This window comes from Streptococcus infantis SPAR10 (assembly GCF_000279535.1).
GTDB lineage: Bacteria > Bacillota > Bacilli > Lactobacillales > Streptococcaceae > Streptococcus > Streptococcus infantis_I.
The window spans coordinates 82,552-101,304 of the sequence record NZ_ALCH01000004.1; the positions used below are offsets into that span (position 1 = coordinate 82,552).

Here is an 18,753-nt window from a genome sequence, read left to right on the forward strand (position 1 = left end):
CCTTTTATTTTTGGTTTATAAAGTTTTATCCTTGTCTCGAACGACGAGAAGGTCAACGCTTGTATGGCGTAGGATATATTCTGATGAAGATCCGACAAGCAAACGTTCGAAGGCGTTAAGCCCTGTTGCACCAACCAAAATCAAATCAACATGTTCTTGTTCAGGAATTGTTTTGGCCAAAAGAGTTTTAGGATTTCCCATTTCGATGACAACTTGAATATCTGTAAGACCAGCATCTCGTGCACGTTTTTCATATTCTGCCATCAAGTCTTGGGCTTCAACTTGTAACTCTTCATAAACTTCAGCATCGAAAGTTGAAATGCTTTGAAGAGCACGAGTGTCAATGACATGCGCAATGGTTAATTTAGCCTGGTTACGCACTGCTGATTGAACTCCTTTGACAAAAGCCAAATCAGCTTCTTTAGAACCGTCGACTGCTACCATGATGTTTTCGTAACGTTGTGTCATAGCAAAAACCTCCTCATTTCTTATCACCTTCATTGTAATCCTTTTCACTAAAAAAGTAAAGTAAAACATGATAGCAAAAAAAGAGACTTTTTGACTTTGGTTTTGAGAGTGTTATAATTAAATGTGAGAAACAAGAGGGGATCATATGACAAAAATTGCGGTACTTTCAGATATCCATGGAAATACAAGAGCGCTGGAAGCTGTTTTAGCAGATGCAAAGAAGGCAGATGCTGAGGAATATTGGCTTTTGGGAGATATTCTCATGCCTGGGACAGGACGAAAAAATATTCTCAGACGATTAGAGGACTTGCCGATTACGGTTCGAGTTCTGGGAAATTGGGAAGAGAGTTTATGGCGAGCTGCTCATCGAAAATTAGATACAAGTAGACCTAGCCATCGTTACCTCTTGCGCCAATGTCAGTATATTATGGAAGAAATCAGTCTAGATGATATTGAAGCTCTACAGGCATTTCCCCTGCACACACACCGCCAGTTTGGAAATCTGAAGTTAGGGATAAGCCATCATTTGCCGGATAAAAATTGGGGAAGAGAACTGATCCATCTTGGCAAGCAGGAGGATTTTGACCGTTTGGTAACCAATCCTGACTGTGATATTGCGATTTATGGGCATATTCACCAGCAATTTCTTCGCTATGGGAGCGAGGGACAACTCATTTTAAATCCAGGCTCAATTGGACAACCCTTCTTTTTATCTGCAAGTCTACGTGAGGATTTGCGGGCGCAATATATGATTTTGGATTTTGATAACAAAGGTTTGAAGGATATAGATTTTCGTCGTGTTGATTACGATGTTGAGTCAGAATTACAATTGGCTAGAGATTTGAAATTGCCCTACTATGAGGTATACTATGAAAGCTTAGTCAATGGAATTCACCATACCCATAATCAGGACTTGTTGCACGAAATCGCTCAGAGTCAAGGACATGATGTTGAATTGGATGACTGGCTTAGTAGTAACCTTTGACATTACAACTCTAGGAGATATAATAAATATAAGAGAAGAATGAGCATTGTTGATAACAAAGGAGGACTGCATGCAAATTTCAAGCCGATTTACCATTGCGACACATATGTTGGTAATCATTGCCCTAAAAGGGAAGGAGAGCAAGGTGACTAGTGATTTTCTAGCTAGTAGTGTTGGAGTCAATCCAGTTATTATCCGTAAAACCTTGTCCCAACTGAAAAAAGCAGAATTGATTTCCGTCGCGCGTGGAACTGGAGGGGCAGAGATTATCAAAAATCTTGAGGATATTAGTCTTTTGGATATTTATCAAGCGGTGGAATGCCTTGGAAAGACTGGACAACTCTTTAGTTTCCATGATAATCCTAATCCTGACTGTCCAGTAGGAGCCAATATCCATGGGGTTTTAGATGAAAAGTTAGATAAAATTCAAGAAGCCATGGAAGAAGAATTAAGCCAAACTAGTCTGGCCCGAGTAGTGGCGGATGCAGAAGCAAGAATAAAAGAATAAATTTTAAAATAAGGTACACCTGAATTGCTAAGCTGAAAAGCTTGGTTGTTTAGGTGCTTTTTTCGTAATTAAATATGCTGGGTGTTAGCTGAAGTAGCCTGAGAATTTAGCCAGGAATGTGGTTAGATTAGCAAGAGAAAAACTAAAAATCGTGTTATAATAAATGAATAGAATCGTAAGAAAGAGTGGATGAATTTTGATTATTCCGACTTATAATTGGCAATTTGCACCTCAAGTTGAGGATGCAGATTTTACAAAAATCGCCAAGAAAGCTGGGCTAGGGCCTGAAGCTGCTCGTCTATTATTTAGCCGTGGTATTAAGGATGAAGATAGTTTGTCTCGTTTTTTGGCACCAAGTCTAGATGATTTACACGATCCCTATCTTCTCCACGATATGGACAAGGCAGTGAATCGTATTCGTCGTGCTATAGAGCGGGGTGAATTTATTCTTGTTTATGGAGACTACGATGCAGATGGGATGACATCAGCTTCTATCCTTAAAGAAACATTAGAACAATTAGGAGCCGAGTGTTTAGTCTATCTTCCTAATCGTTTTACAGATGGTTATGGTCCTAATGCCAGTGTCTACAAGTACTTCATTGAGCAACAAGGGATATCCTTGATTGTAACCGTAGATAATGGAGTTGCAGGGCATGAAGCTATTGACTTGGCTCAATCTATGGGAGTAGATGTTATTGTAACGGATCACCATTCTCTACCAGAGGTCTTACCAGATGCTCATGCAATCGTTCATCCGGAGCATCCTGAATCAGACTATCCTTTTAAACATTTGGCGGGTTGTGGAGTCGCTTTTAAACTAGCTTGTGCACTCTTGGAGGAAGTGCAGGTTGAATTACTAGACTTGGTTGCTATTGGGACAATTGCTGATATGGTCAGCTTGACAGATGAAAATCGTATCATGGTTCAATATGGTCTAGAAGTTTTACGCAACACCCAACGAATAGGGCTTCAAGAACTATTTGAAATTGCAGGGATTTCTAGTAGTGACCTTACAGAAGAGACAGTTGGTTTTCAACTAGCTCCTCGTTTGAATGCGCTAGGACGCTTGGATGATCCCAATCCAGCTATTGAGTTACTAACTGGCTTTGATGATGAAGAGGTGCGTGAGATTGCCCTCATGATTCAAGATAAAAATGAAGAACGTAAGGAAATCGTTCAAGCCATTTATGAAGAAGCTAAAAGCTTGGTAGACCCTAACAAAAGTGTTCAAGTTTTAGCCAAAGAAGGTTGGAATCCAGGAGTGCTTGGGATTGTAGCTGGGCGCTTGTTGGAAGAATTAGGGCAGACAGTTATTGTTCTGAATATTGAAGATGGCCGTGCCAAGGGAAGTGCTCGAAGTATTGAAGCAGTCGATATCTTTGAAGCCTTGAATCCGCATCGGGAACTTTTTATCGCCTTTGGTGGGCATGCAGGCGCTGCAGGTATGACACTTGAAGCGGAACAGCTAGACGCCTTATCGGAAATTTTAGAAACCTATGTAAAAGACAAAGGGATAGATGCCAAGGGCAAGAATACATTATATCTAGATGAAGAATTAGATTTGGAAAGCCTAAGTTTAGAGACGGTTAAAAGCTTTGAACGATTAGCTCCTTTTGGAATGGATAACCAAAAACCTGTTTTTTATATTCGAGATTTTCAAGTTGAAATTGCTCGTTCTATGGGAGCGGGAGACAGTCATCTGAAATTGAAGATTTCCAAAGGGATCGCGAGCTTTGAGGTAGTAGCTTTTGGTCAAGGATCAAAGGCTACAGAGTTTTCTCAGGTAAAACAACTGGAATTGGCAGTTACCCTTTCTGTTAACCAATGGAATGGGCAAACAACCCTCCAGTTGATGATGGTAGATGCCCGTGTGGACGGTGTTCAACTTTTTAACATCCGTAGTAAGAGTGTAGAGCTACCAGAGGGAGTGCCTGTCCTAGATTTTACCAGTGATTTACCAGAAATGCTTTCTAGCCCAGCAATCGTTGTAAAAAATATTCCCGAGGATCTCAGTCTTCTCAAACAAGTGTTGCAAGAACAGGATTTCTCTGCTATTTACTTTAAAAATGATATCGCTAAAGCATACTATTTGACAGGTTATGGTACAAGAGAGCAATTCGCTAAGCTTTACAAGACAATCTACCAGTTCCCAGAATTTGATATTCGTTATAAGCTCAAGGACTTATCAGCTTATTTGAAGATAGAACAGATCTTGCTAGTCAAAATGATTCAGATTTTTGAAGAACTTGGTTTTGTCACCATTGAAAATGGTGTGATGAGGGTTAATAAAGATGCGGCTAAACGGGACATCGCTGAAAGTCAGATTTATCAAAATCTCAAACTAACTGTTAAAGATCAAGAAATGATGGCACTTGGAACAGTACAGGAAATATATGATTTCTTGATGAAAAAATAAATACAAAGAGGCTGAAGTAACCTATTTCAGTCTCTTTTTGTAAGTGATTTTTAACTTTATGTAGTAAAAGTATACAGATTTGTAACATGACTACAACATAAATCTAAAACAACTGACATGTAAATCAGGTATGATTCTCTTATCAACATAAAAATTAAAAATTATCAATAAAATTTTAGGAGAAAATTGTTATGAAAAAAACAGTTGCTAAACTGACTCTTGGTTTAACATCTACAGCTATTTTGGCTACAGTTGGTGCTCAGACTGTTAGCGCAGACTCTTACGTTGTTCGAGATGGTGATTCATTTTTTGGTATTGCTGCTGCAAGTGGTATGGATCCTTATGTGTTGGCGGCAAATAATGGAAAAAGCATTTTTGACACCATCCACCCAGGTGATGTGCTAGAAGTGAGTGGTCTAACTCAAGCTAGCTATTCATACAATGCTCCGGCTTATGAAGCAACTAGTACTGTGAATGGGGTAGCAACTGCTGATGTTGTCGTAAATACTCCTACAAACTACGGAAACTCATATCCTGTTGGTCAGTGTACATGGGGCGTGAAAGAAATGGCTCCTTGGGCTAGCAACTGGTGGGGAAATGCCAACACTTGGGCAATCTATGCTAGTGCACAAGGTTTTAGGACAGGAACTGTGCCTGTAGTAGGCGCAATCGCCGTTTGGGACGGTGGTGAATATGGACACGTTGCTTATGTGACAGATGTACAAAGTGAAAATTCTATCCAGGTATTGGAAGCAAACTATGATGGTAGTGGTACTCAACCAATCGGAAATTACCGTGGATGGTTTAATCCAACAGCTTCAAAAGGTACTGTAAGATACATTTATCCAAACTAAAAATAAAAAAGATTTAGAATTTCTAAATCTTTTTTTATTTCTGAGTAACTTCCTTTATCAGTGGTGAATGAACTCTAGCTAAAATCCTATCTTCATTTTGAAAATTAGTAAAAAAATGGTATAATGAGAGGAAAAGATTCGGATAAAAGTAAATTGAACTTTTAAAAAAAGAGAGTTGTGAAGACTCTACAAACACGTTATAGTAATGCTTCGGAGGGAAAATGACCAATATTAAATTAACAACTTTGGGCGGTGTTCGTGAAAACGGGAAGAACATGTACATCGCAGAAATTAACGACTCTATCTTCGTTTTAGACGCAGGCTTGAAATATCCTGAAAATGAGCAGTTGGGTGTCGATGTCGTTATTCCAAATATGGAATATCTGTTTGAAAATAGCGACCGTATTGCAGGTGTCTTTTTAACGCACGGACATGCGGATGCGATTGGAGCTCTTCCTTATCTTTTGTCAGAAGTGAAAGTTCCTGTTTTTGGTTCAGAGTTGACAATTGAACTTGCTAAGCTTTTTGTTAAAGGAAATGATAGTGCTAAAAAATTCGATGATTTCCATGTTATTGATGAAAATACAGAAATCGACTTTGGCGGTACGGAGGTTTCCTTCTTCCGCACAACTCACTCTATCCCAGAGAGTCTGGGTGTCGTTTTGAAAACATCTGAAGGAAGTATCGTTTATACAGGGGACTTCAAATTTGACCAAACGGCTAGCGAATCATATGCGACTGACTTTGGTCGTTTAGCAGAAATTGGTCGCGAAGGAGTTTTAGCTCTTCTAAGCGACTCAGCAAACGCAGACAGTAATATTCAAGTAGCCAGCGAAAGTGAAGTTGGTGATGAAATTACGCAAACCATTTCTGACTGGGATGGACGTATCATTGTAGCTGCTGTTGCAAGTAACCTTTCTCGCATTCAGCAAGTCTTTGATGCTGCTGCAGAGACAGGACGTCGCGTTGTTTTGACTGGATTTGATATTGAAAATATCGTTCGTACAGCTATTCGCTTGAAAAAATTGTCATTGGCTAACGAAAGTCTCTTGATTAAACCTAAAGATATGTCTCGTTTTGAAGACCACGAGTTAATTATCCTTGAAACCGGTCGTATGGGTGAACCAATTAATGGACTCCGTAAAATGTCAATCGGTCGTCACCGCTATGTTGAAATCAAGGATGGAGACTTGGTTTATATCGTTACAACGCCATCAATCGCTAAAGAAGCTGTTATGGCACGTGTAGAAAATATGGTCTACCAAGCAGGTGGTGTCGTTAAACCGATCACTCAAAGCTTGCGTGTATCAGGACATGGGAATGCGCGTGATCTTCAATTGATGATCAATCTCTTGCAACCTCAGTATCTCTTCCCAATCCAGGGTGAATACCGTGAGTTGGACGCTCATGCCAAGGCTGCTATGGCTGTTGGGTTGTTGCCAGAACGCATTTTTATCCCGAAAAAGGGCACAACCATGTCTTATGAACATGGGGACTTTGTCCCGTCTGGTGCAGTTGCTGCAGGTGATGTCTTGATTGACGGAAATGCTATTGGGGATGTTGGAAATGTTGTTCTTCGTGACCGTAAGGTCTTGTCAGAAGATGGTATTTTCATCGTGGCTATCACTGTTAACCGTCGCGAGAAGAAAATCATTGCCAAAGCACGAGTGCATACACGTGGCTTTGTCTACCTCAAGAAGAGTCGAGATATTCTGCGCGAAAGTACAGAGTTGGTGAACCAAACAGTTGAAGACTATCTCCAAGGGGAGGACTTTGACTGGGCTGATCTAAAAGGTAAGGTTCGTGACAATTTAGCTAAATTCCTTTTTGAACAAACGAAACGTCGTCCAGCCATTTTACCAGTAGTCATGGAAGCAAAATAAGGATTAAATAGCAAGAGAGAAAGTCGAGTTTCGGCTTTTTCTTATCTCAAACGAATAAGGAGCAAGTTATGGCAGTAATGAAGATTGAGTATTACTCAGAAGTTTTAGATATGGAGTGGGGAGTAAATGTTCTCTATCCTGATGCATCTCGGGTGACAGATCCAAACAGTAAAGATATTCCAGTTCTCTATCTCCTTCATGGAATGTCAGGGAACCACAACAGTTGGCTCAAGCGGACCAATGTAGAGCGCTTGTTGCGAGGGACTAATCTGATTGTTGTCATGCCAAATACAAACAATGGCTGGTATACAGATACTCAATATGGCTATAACTATTACACAGCTCTAGCAGAAGAATTGCCTAAGGTGCTCAAACGCTTCTTCCCCAATATGACCAACGAGCGAGATAAAACCTTCATTGCTGGTTTATCAATGGGTGGCTACGGTTCCTTTAAGTTAGCACTGTCAACTGACCGTTTCTCCCATGCCGCTAGCTTTTCTGGGGCGCTTAGCTTCGAGGAGTTTTCTCCTGAGAGTCAAGATTTAGGAACGCGTGCCTACTGGCGAGGTGTTTTTGGCAAAGTTAATGATTGGGTGAATAGCCCTTACTCGCTTGAGACCCTTGCCAAAAAGTCAGACAAGGAGACCAAACTCTGGGTTTGGTGTGGCGAACAAGATTATCTCTATTCTGCCAATAATCTAGCAGTTAAAAATCTTAAGAAACTTGGTTTCGATGTGACCTATAGCCATAGTGCAGGAACTCATGAGTGGTATTATTGGGAAAAGCAATTGGAACGTTTTTTAACTACCTTGCCAATCGATTTTGTGTTGGAAGAACGCTTGTCTTAATTTTAGCTTTCTTTCAGTTTGTTTTAGTAGAATTAAGAATCTATCTTTAGAATGGGAATCCATGGCTTAAAGATGGGTTCTTATTTTTTAGAAAGGTGGGCAATTATGGGCTGGATTATTCGTGTGTTATGTCGGTTTTTACTAGGGATTTTGCGTATGTTTTGGCGCCTTGTATGGACGCTTATCTTCTTCATTCTCATCACTTTTGGGATTCTCTGGTATGTGACAGGTAATTTATCTGCTACTTTAAATCAAGTTAGCAAAGTGGTCCAAGTCGGCCAAGCAGGTTGGGATCAATGGCAAGAAACTGGCAAGCTGCAAGGTTTGTCTCAGACAGATCATCATCAAGATTCAGGAGCAAAATGGTCAAAGGCGCAAGCAACTATCTATATTGATCCTCAAATGGATGCCACTTTCCAAAAGGCCTACCGTGAAGCAATTGCTAACTGGAACCAGACAGGGGCATTTAACTTTGAGCTTGTAACAGAAGCGGATCAGGCCGATATTTTCGCTACCGAAATGAATGATGGTTCGACAGCTGTAGCAGGTGAGGCGGAGAGTCAGACAAATATCCTAACCAAACAATTCATTTCAGTGACCGTTCGCTTGAATCATTATTATCTATCCAATCCAAACTATGGATATACCGATGATCGTATCATGCATACAGCAGAGCATGAACTAGGTCATGCGATTGGTTTGGAACACACCAATGAAGTTTCGGTTATGCAACCAGCAGGCTCTTATTATGGAATCCAAGCTCAAGATGTAAAAGAAGTTCAAGAACTATATGAGTCTGGGGAATAAGTGATTTTCTAAGGAAACTGGAGCTCTCTGATTTAAGCAATACAGGGGGCTTTTTGCTATAATGGAACTATGAATAACTTGATTAAATCAAAACTGGAGCTCTTGCCTACTAGCCCTGGTTGTTACATTCACAAAGATAAAAACGGCACTATCATTTATGTAGGAAAGGCTAAAAATCTGCGCAATCGGGTGCGCTCCTACTTCCGTGGGAGCCATGATACCAAGACAGAAGCTCTGGTATCTGAGATTGTAGATTTTGAGTTTATTGTTACGGAGTCTAATATTGAAGCCTTGCTTCTTGAAATCAACCTCATCAAGGAGAACAAGCCCAAGTACAATATTATGCTCAAGGATGATAAGTCTTATCCCTTTATCAAAATCACAAATGAGCGCTATCCTCGCTTGATTATCACCCGTCAGGTTAAAAAAGACGGAGGTCTCTACTTTGGTCCCTATCCGGATGTGGGTGCAGCCAATGAAATCAAACGGCTATTGGATCGGATTTTCCCTTTTCGCAAGTGTACCAATCCACCATCAAAGGTTTGTTTTTATTACCATATCGGCCAGTGTATGGCTCATACGGTTTGTCGCAAGGATGAAGCTTATTTTAAAGCTAAGTCCCAAGAAGTCTCTGATTTTCTCAAGGGACAAGACGATAAAATCATTGATGACCTCAAGGAGAAGATGGCTGTGGCAGCCCAAAGTATGGAGTTTGAACGTGCCGCGGAATACCGTGATTTGATTCAGGCTATTGGCACCCTTCGGACTAAGCAACGAGTCATGGCTAAAGACCTCCAAAACCGTGATGTCTTTGGTTACTACGTGGATAAGGGTTGGATGTGTGTTCAGGTTTTCTTTGTCCGTCAAGGTAAACTGATTGAACGTGACGTCAATCTCTTCCCTTACTACAATGATCCAGACGAGGATTTCCTGACCTATGTAGGGCAGTTTTACCAGGAGAAATCTCACCTGATACCCAATGAAATCCTGATCCCTCAAGATATTGACGAAGAAGCTATCAAGGCTTTGGTGGATACAAAGGTTCTCAAGCCCCAACGAGGGGAGAAGAAGCAACTGGTTAATCTGGCTATCAAAAACGCTCGTGTTAGTTTAGAGCAGAAGTTTAATCTGTTAGAGAAATCAGTTGAAAAGACTCAAGGAGCTATTGAAAATCTTGGACGACTTCTACAAATTCCAACCCCAGTCCGTATCGAGTCTTTTGATAACTCTAATATTATGGGGACTAGTCCAGTCTCTGCCATGGTTGTTTTTGTTAACGGAAAACCGAGCAAGAAGGATTACCGTAAGTATAAAATCAAGACTGTGGTCGGACCAGATGACTATGCAAGTATGCGAGAGGTTATTCGTAGACGTTATGGACGAGTCCAGCGTGACGGTTTGACACCACCAGATTTAATCGTCATCGATGGTGGTCAGGGTCAGGTCAATATCGCTAAACAGGTCATTCAAGAAGAGTTGGGGTTAGATATTCCGATCGCAGGCCTGCAAAAGAATGACAAGCACCAAACCCATGAATTGCTCTTTGGCGATCCTCTCCAAGTCATCGAACTCTCACGGACCTCACAGGAATTTTTCCTCCTGCAACGCATTCAGGATGAAGTCCACCGCTTTGCAATCACCTTCCACCGTCAACTACGTTCTAAAAATTCCTTCTCCTCTCAATTAGATGGGATTGAGGGCTTGGGTCCAAAACGCAAGCAGAATTTGATGAAATATTTCAAATCTCTGGCAAAAATTAAGGAAGCCAGCATAGATGAGATTGTCGCAGTTGGTATCCCAAGAGCAGTGGCAGAGGCAGTTCATCATCACCTGAATCCAGAAGTAGACTCAGCGTTAGCTCAAGTAGCTGAGAAGCCAGTTGAATATAAGGAATAAACCAGCAGAGGAATGTTTTAGCTTTAGTGGGTGCAAGCTAGTCAGATTTGTGGTAAAATAGATAAGATATGACAAAAGAATTTCATCATGTAACGGTCATGCTCCATGAGACTATTGATATGCTAGATGTGAAACCTGATGGTATTTACGTTGATGCGACCTTGGGAGGAGCAGGGCACAGCGAGTATTTATTAAGTAAGTTAAGCGAGAAAGGGCATCTCTATGCCTTTGACCAAGACCAAAACGCTATTGATAATGCACAAAAACGCTTGGCTCCCTATATCGAAAAGGGCATGGTCACCTTCATCAAGGATAATTTCCGTCATTTGAAGGACCGCTTACATGACTTAGGTGTGACTGAAATTGATGGAATTTGTTATGACTTAGGTGTGTCAAGTCCGCAGTTAGATCAACGTGAACGTGGTTTTTCTTATAAAAAAGATGCCCCACTTGATATGCGAATGAATCAAGAAGCTAGCTTGACTGCTTATGAGGTGGTTAATCACTACGACTATCATGATTTGGTAAGAATCTTTTTCAAATATGGAGAAGACAAGTTTTCCAAACAGATTGCTCGAAAAATTGAACAGGCGCGTGAGCTTAAACCAATCGAGACAACGACCGAGTTGGCAGAGATTATCAAATCTGCCAAACCGGCTAAGGAGCTCAAGAAAAAAGGTCACCCAGCCAAACAAATTTTCCAAGCCATTCGTATTGAGGTCAATGATGAGTTGGGTGCTGCAGATGAGTCCATCCAACAAGCTATGGAATTACTAGCAGTGGATGGGAGAATCTCAGTTATCACTTTCCATTCACTTGAAGACCGTTTGACCAAACAGTTATTTAAGGAAGCTTCCACAGTTGAAGTTCCTAAAGGTTTGCCTTTCATCCCAGACGATCTCAAGCCAAAGATGGAATTAGTATCTCGAAAACCGATTTTACCAAGCAAAGAAGAATTGGAAGCCAATAATCGTTCCCACTCGGCCAAACTTCGAGTGGCAAGAAAAATTCACAAGTAAGAGGAAACCATGGTAGAAAACAGAGGAACAACGAGCCAATTGCTACAAGCTCGTATAAAAAAATTTTCACGTGTTGAAAAGGCCTTTTACCTTTCAATTGCCATCACAGCCCTTGTCTTAGCGACCAGTGTAGTCTATATGCAGACAAAACTTTTTCAGGTTCAGAGTGATTTGACAAGAGTCAATGCACAAATCGAGGAAAAAAAGACAGAGCTGGATGATGCTAAACAAGAAGTTAATGAATTGATCCGATCAGAACGTTTGACCGAAATTGCAAATTCACAAGACTTGCAATTGAATAATGAAAATATTCGATCGGCGGAGTAGTAGATGAAAACTATGAAAGAAAGAATCATACGCTTTGCCATTAAGAATCGTAAATCTCCAATGGAAAACCGCAGACGAGTGGGGAAGAGTCTGAGCCTCTTGGCCGTCTTTCTCTTTGCTGTTTTTTTGGTTAATTTTGCGGTGATTATTGGTACAGGCACAAAATTTGGGGTCAATCTGGTTAAAGAAGCAAATAAAGTTCATCAAACGACTCTGACTGTTCCTGCAAAACGAGGAACTATTTATGATCGTAATGGAACTCCCATAGCAGAAGATGCGACCTCTTATAATGTTTATGCTGTAATAGATAAAGAATATAAGTCCGCTAATGGTGATGTTCTTTATGTAGAAGAATCTCAGTACAACAAAGTGGCAGAAATTTTTCATAAATACTTAGATATGGAGGAGACTTACGTCAAAAATCAACTCTCTCAACCAAATCTCAAACAGGTTTCTTTTGGTGCTAAAGGGAATGGGATTACCTATGCTAATATGATGTCCATTAAACAGGACTTAGAATCTGCTAAGGTTGAGGGTATTAATTTTACGACTAGTCCAAATCGAAGTTATCCAAATGGAAAATTTGCCTCATCCTTTATTGGTTTAGCACAGTTACATGAAAATGAAGATGGCACGAAAAGTCTAATTGGGACATCGGGTATCGAGAGTTCCTTAAATAGTTTATTGGCAGGGACAGATGGTATTATTACTTATGAAAAAGACCGTCTAGGTAATATTGTTCCTGGTACAGAACAAGTCACCCAACAGACCGTAAACGGGAAAGACGTCTATACGACCCTATCTAGTCCTTTGCAGTCCTTTATGGAAAGTCAAATGGATGCCTTCCAAGAAAAACTAAAAGGCAAGTATATGACTGCGACCTTGGTTAGTGCCAAGACAGGAGAGATTCTCGCTACAACTCAAAGACCAACCTTTGATGCTGATACCAAAGAAGGGATTACAGAGGACTTTGTCTGGCGTGATATCCTTTACCAAAGTAACTATGAACCAGGTTCGACCATGAAGGTGATGACTTTGGCGGCAGCCATTGATAACAATACCTTCCCTGGAGGAGAATACTTTAATAGTAGTGAATTAAAAATTGCGGACGCCACTATTAAAGACTGGGATGTTAATGATGGCTTATCAGCTGGAAGTATCATGACTTACTTACAAGGGTTTGCTCACTCAAGTAATGTGGGTATGACCTTGCTCCAACAAAAGATGGGGGATGCTACTTGGTTAGAATACCTTAATCGATTCAAGTTTGGAGTTCCAACCCGTTTTGGTATGCCTGATGAGTATGCTGGACAACTGCCTGCAGATAATATTGTCGATATTGCCATGAGTGCTTTTGGTCAGGGGATTTCTGTAACGCAGACCCAGATGCTACGTGCTTTTACAGCCATTGCGAATGACGGAGTTATGTTAGAACCAAAGTTTATTAGCGCCCTTTATGATCCAAATGATCAGTCAGTTCGGAAGTCGCAAAAAGAAGTTGTGGGTAATCCTGTTTCTAAAGAAGCGGCTAGTTTGACTAGGGAAAACATGATTTTGGTTGGTACAGACCCTATTTATGGGACCATGTATAATCGTAATGATAATAAACCAGTAATTACTGTTCCTGGTCAGAATGTTTCTGTCAAATCTGGAACAGCTCAAATTGCCGATGAGCAAAACGGAGGATATTTAGTTGGGAAAACCAATTATATCTTTTCTGTAGTAACCATGCATCCTTCTGAAAATCCTGATTTTATTCTTTACGTGACAGTTCAACAACCAGAACACTTTTCTAACCCTTGGTTTGGAGAGTTTGCTAATCCTATTCTTGAACGAGCTTCTGCCATGAAAGAATCTCTTAATCTTCAGTCTACAGCTAAAAATCTGGATCAAGTTACAACAACAACTAGTTATGCAATGCCAGCGACCAAGGACTATAGTCCGGGAGATATGGCAGAGGAACTGAGACGCAATCTTGTTCAACCAATCGTTATCGGTTCAGGAACAAAAATCAAGGACAGTTCAGTGGCAGAAGGAACAAATCTAGACGCTAATGAGCAAATCTTACTCCTTTCAGACAAGGTAGAAGAGATGCCTGACTTATATGGCTGGTCTAAGAAAAATGTTGAAACCTTTGCCAAATGGTTGAATCTTGAAGTTGAATTTGAAGGTACAGGAGAAATTGTTAAAAAACAAAGTGTTCGTTCTAATACAGCTTTAAAAGATTTACAGAAAATAAAAATAACATTAGGAGATTAGAATGCTAGTTTCTATCTTTCCTGGGATCCTTACTTTTGTTCTTACAGTGGTAGGAATTCCAGCTTTTATCCGTTTTTACCGTAAAGCACAAATTACTGGTCAACAGATGCATGAGGATGTTAAACAGCACCAAGCAAAAGCTGGGACGCCAACAATGGGAGGAATAGTCTTCCTCGTAACAAGTGTTTTAGTTAGTTTAGTTCTTGCACTTTTGACTAATCAACTAACCAACAATGTCGGAATGATCCTCTTTATTCTCGTTTTGTATGGTTTGGTTGGCTTCTTAGATGATTTCCTCAAGGTTTTTCGTAAAATCAATGAAGGGCTCAATCCTAAACAAAAGCTCTTGCTTCAATTAGTAGGAGGAGTTATCTTCTATCTCTTTTATGAAAGAGGAGGGGATGTCTTAAATGTATTTGGTTATCCATTGCACTTAGGCGTTCTTTACATTTTCTTTGCTCTCTTCTGGTTGGTTGGTTTTTCGAATGCTGTTAACTTGACTGACGGAATTGATGGCTTGGCAAGTATCTCAGTAGTGATTAGCCTATCTGCCTATGGAGTCATTGCTTATGTACAAAACCAATTGGATATTCTCCTAGTGATTCTTGCCATGATTGGTGGTCTTCTTGGTTTCTTTGTCTTTAACCATAAGCCTGCTAAAGTTTTTATGGGAGATGTCGGAAGTCTTGCTCTTGGAGGGATGTTGGCCGCTATTTCTATGGCGTTGCACCAAGAATGGACGCTACTCCTGATTGGTATAGTGTATGTTTTTGAAACAACATCTGTCATGATGCAAGTTACCTACTTTAAGTTGAGTGGCGGAAAACGTATCTTCCGGATGACACCAGTTCATCACCATTTTGAGTTGGGTGGATTTTCAGGTAAAGGTCAATCCTGGAGTGAGTGGAAGGTCGATTTCTTCTTCTGGGGAGTGGGCTTGCTTGCTAGTCTCGTCACCTTGGCTTTCATGTATTTATTCTAAAATAGAATATTGGAATATAAAAGAGAAGGATTTATACCCTTCTCTTTTTAGTTCCTATTTTCTTCAGTTGAGGAATCCTTTTCTCAAAAAAGTAAAATTATGATAAAATGGAAAAAAAGAAAGATGAAATGATGAGTTATTTTAAAAAGTATAGATTTGATAAATCTAAGTTTAAGTTGGGGATGCGCACCTTTAAAACAGGAATCGCTGTTTTTTTGGTCCTCATGATTTTTGGTTTTTTTGGATGGAAGGGACTTCAGATTGGAGCTCTTACAGCCGTTTTTAGCTTGAGAGAAGACTTTGATAAGAGTGTCCATTTTGGGACATCTCGTATCTTAGGGAATAGTATCGGTGGTTTTTATGCGCTGATTTTCTTTCTCTTGAACAACTTTTTTCATGGAGACTTTTGGGTAACTCTCCTTGTGGTTCCGATATGTACCATGTTAACCATCATGACAAATGTTGCCATGAACAATAAGGCAGGTGTCATAGGCGGAGTTGCAGCCATGCTGATTATTACCCTATCAATTCCGAGCGGAGAGACTGTTTTGTACGTGTTTGCTCGAGTTTTTGAGACTTTTATGGGAGTTTTTGTAGCAATTCTAGTAAATTATGATATTGATCGCTTGCGGAGTCTCATACAGAAAAAATAAAATAATGTCACAAGATATGACATTAACAATTGACGATTGATTTTTTTTAGACTATAATAGACAGAAAGAAGAGGAAGTGCACATGAAGGAAAAAGAATTTCGTCGCAATATGGCAGTTTTCCCCATTGGTAGTGTTATGAAGCTGACCGATCTTTCGGCGCGTCAAATTCGTTATTACGAAGATCAAGAGTTGATAAAACCTGATCGAAACGAAGGTAATCGCCGGATGTATTCTTTAAATGACATGGATCGGTTGCTTGAGATTAAGGACTATATCTCTGAAGGTCTGAACATTGCTGCTATCAAGAAAAAATATGCCGAACGTGAGGCGAAAGCCAAGAAACCAGTTAGTCAAACTGAGGTTCGTCGTGCCCTTCGGAATGAAGTTCTTCAACAAAGTCGCTTCGCTTCTCAACAATCACCTTTTGGTCGCGGTTAGGCAACCGCTAGTCGTCATATATAAGGAGAAAAACCATGCCAATCACAGCTGCAGATATTCGTCGTGAAGTTAAGGAAAAAAATGTAACCTTTATCCGTCTCATGTTTTCAGATATTTTGGGAACCATGAAAAACGTCGAAATTCCTGCTACAGATGAACAACTAGACAAGGTCTTGTCAAACAAGGCTATGTTTGATGGATCTTCTATTGAAGGGTTTGTTCGTATCAATGAATCAGATATGTACTTGTACCCTGACCTGGACACATGGACTGTCTTCCCTTGGGGAGATGAGAACGGTAGTGTCGCAGGATTGATTTGTGATGTCTATACAACAGAAGGAGAGCCATTTGCTGGAGATCCTCGAAGCAACCTTAAACGAGCTCTTCATCACATGGAGAAAGTTGGATTCAAATCATTCAACCTTGGTCCGGAACCAGAATTCTTCCTATTCAAGCTTGATGAAAATGGAGACCCAACTCTTGAGGTGAATGACAAGGGTGGTTACTTTGATTTGGCGCCTACAGACCTTGCCGATAATACCCGTCGTGAGATTGTAAATGTCCTGACTAAAATGGGATTTGAGGTAGAGGCTAGTCACCACGAAGTTGCCGTAGGTCAACATGAGATTGACTTTAAGTATGATGAAGTTCTTCGTGCTTGTGACAAGATTCAAATCTTTAAACTTGTTGTAAAGACAATTGCGCGTAAACATGGTTTGTATGCAACCTTTATGGCTAAACCTAAATTTGGTATCGCTGGTTCAGGAATGCACTGCAATATGTCCTTGTTTGATGATGAAGGGAACAACGCTTTCTTTGATCCAAATGATCCAAAAGGAATGCAATTGTCAGAAACAGCCTATCATTTCCTTGGTGGTTTGATCAAGCATGCCTACAACTACACAGCTATCATGAACCCGACCGTTAACTCATACAAACGTTTGGTTCCAGGGTATGAAGCACCTGTTTACATCGCTTGGGCTGGTCGTAACCGTTCACCGTTGGTGCGCGTTCCTGCTACTCGTGGGATGGGAACACGTTTGGAATTGCGCTCAGTAGACCCAATGGCAAATCCATATATCGCAATGGCTGTTCTTTTGGAAGTTGGTTTGCACGGTATTGAAAACAAAATCGAAGCACCAGCGCCAATCGAAGAAAACATCTATATCATGACTGCAGAAGAGCGTAAAGAGGCTGGTATCACAGACCTTCCGTCAACTCTTCACAACGCTTTGAAGGCTATGACAGAAGACGAAGTGGTTAAAGCAGCTCTAGGTGAACACATCTACACTAGCTTCCTTGAAGCCAAACGAATTGAGTGGGCAAGCTATGCAACCTTCGTTTCACAATGGGAAATTGATAACTACCTAGATCTATACTAATGATAAATCAGAAAGATTGTCCGTTAGGACGATCTTTTTTTCTTGCATTTTATATCGAGGTGTGATATATTTTATATAACGAGGTGCGATACATCGAACTAAATAGGAGGTCTGATTAAATGGAATTAACAGATAAGATTAGGCGTGTCTACCTTCCCATGACTGAAACGGGTTTTTATATTCTATTCTGTCTGCAAAAGGAGAATCATGGCTATGGTATTACACAAAAGGTCAAAGAGATGACAGATTCACAGGTTTCCATTAGTCCTGGAACTATGTATGGAACCCTATCGAAGATGGAAAAGGATGGTTTGGTTTCCTTTGTCCGAGAAGAGGAGAAACGTAAAATCTACCAGATAACAGACTTGGGCCGAAAAGTTTTAGAGATTGAGTTGAAACGTATTGAACGGCTTTATAGAAACAGTCGGGAGGAACTCTGATGGAAAAGAAAGTTGTTTATAGAATTGCTACCATTGCGGATTATGATAGAGAGGCTCTCTATCTCGGAGAAATGCATGCTCAGGGCTGGAAACTTAAGGAAGTAAGCTACTCTATCTTAGTAGTTGCGGTTAAGTATACTTTTGAAAAGTGCCAACCGGAGCAGGTGGTTTATCAGTTGGACTTTTATCCTATGAAAAGGTCAGAGAGAGCTTCCTATTTACAACTATTTAAAGATTGTGGGTGGGAGCATATTACAGACTTTAATGGTTTTTCCTACTTTAGAAAGCTTTATTCTGGAGTTGAGTCGGATGCCGAGTTTGAAATTTATAATGACGCAGCAGGGAAGTTAGCAATGGTCAAGAAGATTTTAACAATGCGGATGCTTCCTATTTTGCTTCTCTTTTTAGCGCTACTACCGGTTTTCTCAAAGTTTGTCAGTGGAGGTAGTTCTTTCAGTTGGGGAATGTTTTTGATTGTTATCATAGACTGTACTTTATTGATAGTTTTCACGATTCAGATTTCTTATATTTTTTTGAGATTGTTTCAAAAGTGGAGAGAATTATCTGATAAATAAAACCATTTTGGA

At 40.3% G+C, this 18,753-nt stretch carries 18 protein-coding genes; 17 read left to right on the forward strand and 1 reads right to left on the reverse strand.

Annotated elements, in window-relative coordinates:
• Positions 1-15: 15 nt before the first annotated feature.
• Positions 16-468 carry a universal stress protein gene (locus SPAR10_RS05670; RefSeq protein ID WP_004251758.1) on the reverse strand — a complete coding sequence of 151 codons (453 nt, stop codon included), beginning with the start codon at positions 466-468 and terminating at the stop codon, positions 16-18.
• A gap of 145 nt (positions 469-613) precedes the next feature.
• On the opposite strand from SPAR10_RS05670, the gene SPAR10_RS05675 reads away from it, so the two are divergent.
• The 17 genes from SPAR10_RS05675 to SPAR10_RS11340 all read left to right on the forward strand — a co-directional run bounded on the left by SPAR10_RS05675 (position 614) and on the right by SPAR10_RS11340 (position 18,741).
• A complete protein-coding gene (locus tag SPAR10_RS05675) occupies positions 614-1,453 on the forward strand; it encodes a metallophosphoesterase family protein (protein ID WP_004251759.1) in 840 nt (279 codons plus the stop codon).
• A gap of 70 nt (positions 1,454-1,523) precedes the next feature.
• Entirely contained in the window at positions 1,524-1,961 is a 438-nt protein-coding gene (locus SPAR10_RS05680) for an Rrf2 family transcriptional regulator (protein ID WP_004251762.1), read from the forward strand.
• A 196-nt stretch (positions 1,962-2,157) separates the two neighbouring features.
• The gene (gene recJ / locus SPAR10_RS05685) at positions 2,158-4,377 is read left to right on the forward strand and encodes a single-stranded-DNA-specific exonuclease RecJ (RefSeq protein WP_004251763.1); all 2,220 of its coding nucleotides are present in this window, start codon (positions 2,158-2,160) and stop codon (positions 4,375-4,377) included.
• A gap of 191 nt (positions 4,378-4,568) precedes the next feature.
• Positions 4,569-5,231, forward strand: coding sequence for a COG3942 and LysM peptidoglycan-binding domain-containing protein (locus tag SPAR10_RS05690; RefSeq protein WP_004251765.1), 663 nt, complete (start codon positions 4,569-4,571; stop codon positions 5,229-5,231).
• A 221-nt stretch (positions 5,232-5,452) separates the two neighbouring features.
• A complete protein-coding gene (locus tag SPAR10_RS05695) occupies positions 5,453-7,114 on the forward strand; it encodes a ribonuclease J (RefSeq protein ID WP_004251767.1) in 1,662 nt (553 codons plus the stop codon).
• Between the two features lie 68 nt (positions 7,115-7,182).
• Positions 7,183-7,962: an alpha/beta hydrolase gene (locus SPAR10_RS05700; protein WP_004251768.1), complete on the forward strand. Its 780-nt coding sequence runs from the start codon at positions 7,183-7,185 to the stop codon at positions 7,960-7,962.
• Between the two features lie 105 nt (positions 7,963-8,067).
• Positions 8,068-8,769, forward strand: coding sequence for a M57 family metalloprotease (locus SPAR10_RS05705; protein ID WP_004251770.1), 702 nt, complete (start codon positions 8,068-8,070; stop codon positions 8,767-8,769).
• A 69-nt stretch (positions 8,770-8,838) separates the two neighbouring features.
• Entirely contained in the window at positions 8,839-10,665 is a 1,827-nt protein-coding gene (gene uvrC / locus SPAR10_RS05710; protein WP_004251772.1) for an excinuclease ABC subunit UvrC, read from the forward strand.
• Positions 10,666-10,733: 68 nt separating this feature from the next.
• Complete coding sequence (gene rsmH, locus SPAR10_RS05715; protein WP_004251773.1) at positions 10,734-11,684, forward strand: 16S rRNA (cytosine(1402)-N(4))-methyltransferase RsmH; 951 nt, start codon at positions 10,734-10,736, stop codon at positions 11,682-11,684.
• Between the two features lie 9 nt (positions 11,685-11,693).
• On the forward strand, positions 11,694-12,011 hold the full coding sequence (gene ftsL, locus SPAR10_RS05720) for a cell division protein FtsL (RefSeq protein WP_004251775.1): 318 nt from the start codon (positions 11,694-11,696) through the stop codon (positions 12,009-12,011).
• 3 nt (positions 12,012-12,014) lie between these two features.
• Complete coding sequence (pbp2x, locus tag SPAR10_RS05725) at positions 12,015-14,270, forward strand: penicillin-binding protein PBP2X (protein ID WP_004251779.1); 2,256 nt, start codon at positions 12,015-12,017, stop codon at positions 14,268-14,270.
• A 1-nt stretch (position 14,271) separates the two neighbouring features.
• Positions 14,272-15,252 (forward strand): phospho-N-acetylmuramoyl-pentapeptide-transferase, encoded by a 981-nt coding sequence (mraY, locus tag SPAR10_RS05730; protein ID WP_004251780.1) that lies wholly within the window; start codon positions 14,272-14,274, stop codon positions 15,250-15,252.
• Positions 15,253-15,383: 131 nt separating this feature from the next.
• A complete protein-coding gene (locus SPAR10_RS05735) occupies positions 15,384-15,905 on the forward strand; it encodes an FUSC family protein (RefSeq protein WP_004251782.1) in 522 nt (173 codons plus the stop codon).
• Between the two features lie 82 nt (positions 15,906-15,987).
• Positions 15,988-16,344, forward strand: coding sequence for a transcriptional repressor GlnR (gene glnR, locus SPAR10_RS05740; RefSeq protein ID WP_000659542.1), 357 nt, complete (start codon positions 15,988-15,990; stop codon positions 16,342-16,344).
• A gap of 35 nt (positions 16,345-16,379) precedes the next feature.
• A complete protein-coding gene (glnA, locus tag SPAR10_RS05745; RefSeq protein ID WP_004251784.1) occupies positions 16,380-17,726 on the forward strand; it encodes a type I glutamate--ammonia ligase in 1,347 nt (448 codons plus the stop codon).
• Positions 17,727-17,845: 119 nt separating this feature from the next.
• Positions 17,846-18,166 (forward strand): PadR family transcriptional regulator, encoded by a 321-nt coding sequence (locus SPAR10_RS05750; protein ID WP_000423982.1) that lies wholly within the window; start codon positions 17,846-17,848, stop codon positions 18,164-18,166.
• Positions 18,166-18,741, forward strand: coding sequence for a DUF2812 domain-containing protein (locus SPAR10_RS11340; protein ID WP_004251785.1), 576 nt, complete (start codon positions 18,166-18,168; stop codon positions 18,739-18,741). The genes SPAR10_RS05750 and SPAR10_RS11340 overlap by 1 nt, the downstream gene beginning before the upstream one ends.
• Positions 18,742-18,753: the final 12 nt, after the last annotated feature.

Excerpts from the sequence above, each read along its gene's own strand:
- SPAR10_RS05670 (WP_004251758.1), bottom strand. The coding sequence starts at position 468 with ATGACACAACGTTACGAAAACATCATGGTAGCAGTCGACGGTTCTAAA.
- pbp2x (WP_004251779.1), top strand. The coding sequence starts at position 12,015 with ATGAAAACTATGAAAGAAAGAATCATACGCTTTGCCATTAAGAATCGT.
- glnR (WP_000659542.1), top strand. The coding sequence starts at position 15,988 with ATGAAGGAAAAAGAATTTCGTCGCAATATGGCAGTTTTCCCCATTGGT.
- SPAR10_RS05750 (WP_000423982.1), top strand. The coding sequence starts at position 17,846 with ATGGAATTAACAGATAAGATTAGGCGTGTCTACCTTCCCATGACTGAA.
- SPAR10_RS11340 (WP_004251785.1), top strand. The coding sequence starts at position 18,166 with ATGGAAAAGAAAGTTGTTTATAGAATTGCTACCATTGCGGATTATGAT.
- mraY (WP_004251780.1), top strand. The coding sequence starts at position 14,272 with ATGCTAGTTTCTATCTTTCCTGGGATCCTTACTTTTGTTCTTACAGTG.
- SPAR10_RS05690 (WP_004251765.1), top strand. The coding sequence starts at position 4,569 with ATGAAAAAAACAGTTGCTAAACTGACTCTTGGTTTAACATCTACAGCT.
- glnA (WP_004251784.1), top strand. The coding sequence starts at position 16,380 with ATGCCAATCACAGCTGCAGATATTCGTCGTGAAGTTAAGGAAAAAAAT.
- SPAR10_RS05695 (WP_004251767.1), top strand. The coding sequence starts at position 5,453 with ATGACCAATATTAAATTAACAACTTTGGGCGGTGTTCGTGAAAACGGG.
- SPAR10_RS05675 (WP_004251759.1), top strand. The coding sequence starts at position 614 with ATGACAAAAATTGCGGTACTTTCAGATATCCATGGAAATACAAGAGCG.
- SPAR10_RS05680 (WP_004251762.1), top strand. The coding sequence starts at position 1,524 with ATGCAAATTTCAAGCCGATTTACCATTGCGACACATATGTTGGTAATC.
- SPAR10_RS05735 (WP_004251782.1), top strand. The coding sequence starts at position 15,384 with ATGAGTTATTTTAAAAAGTATAGATTTGATAAATCTAAGTTTAAGTTG.
- ftsL (WP_004251775.1), top strand. The coding sequence starts at position 11,694 with ATGGTAGAAAACAGAGGAACAACGAGCCAATTGCTACAAGCTCGTATA.
- rsmH (WP_004251773.1), top strand. The coding sequence starts at position 10,734 with ATGACAAAAGAATTTCATCATGTAACGGTCATGCTCCATGAGACTATT.
- SPAR10_RS05700 (WP_004251768.1), top strand. The coding sequence starts at position 7,183 with ATGGCAGTAATGAAGATTGAGTATTACTCAGAAGTTTTAGATATGGAG.
- uvrC (WP_004251772.1), top strand. The coding sequence starts at position 8,839 with ATGAATAACTTGATTAAATCAAAACTGGAGCTCTTGCCTACTAGCCCT.
- SPAR10_RS05705 (WP_004251770.1), top strand. The coding sequence starts at position 8,068 with ATGGGCTGGATTATTCGTGTGTTATGTCGGTTTTTACTAGGGATTTTG.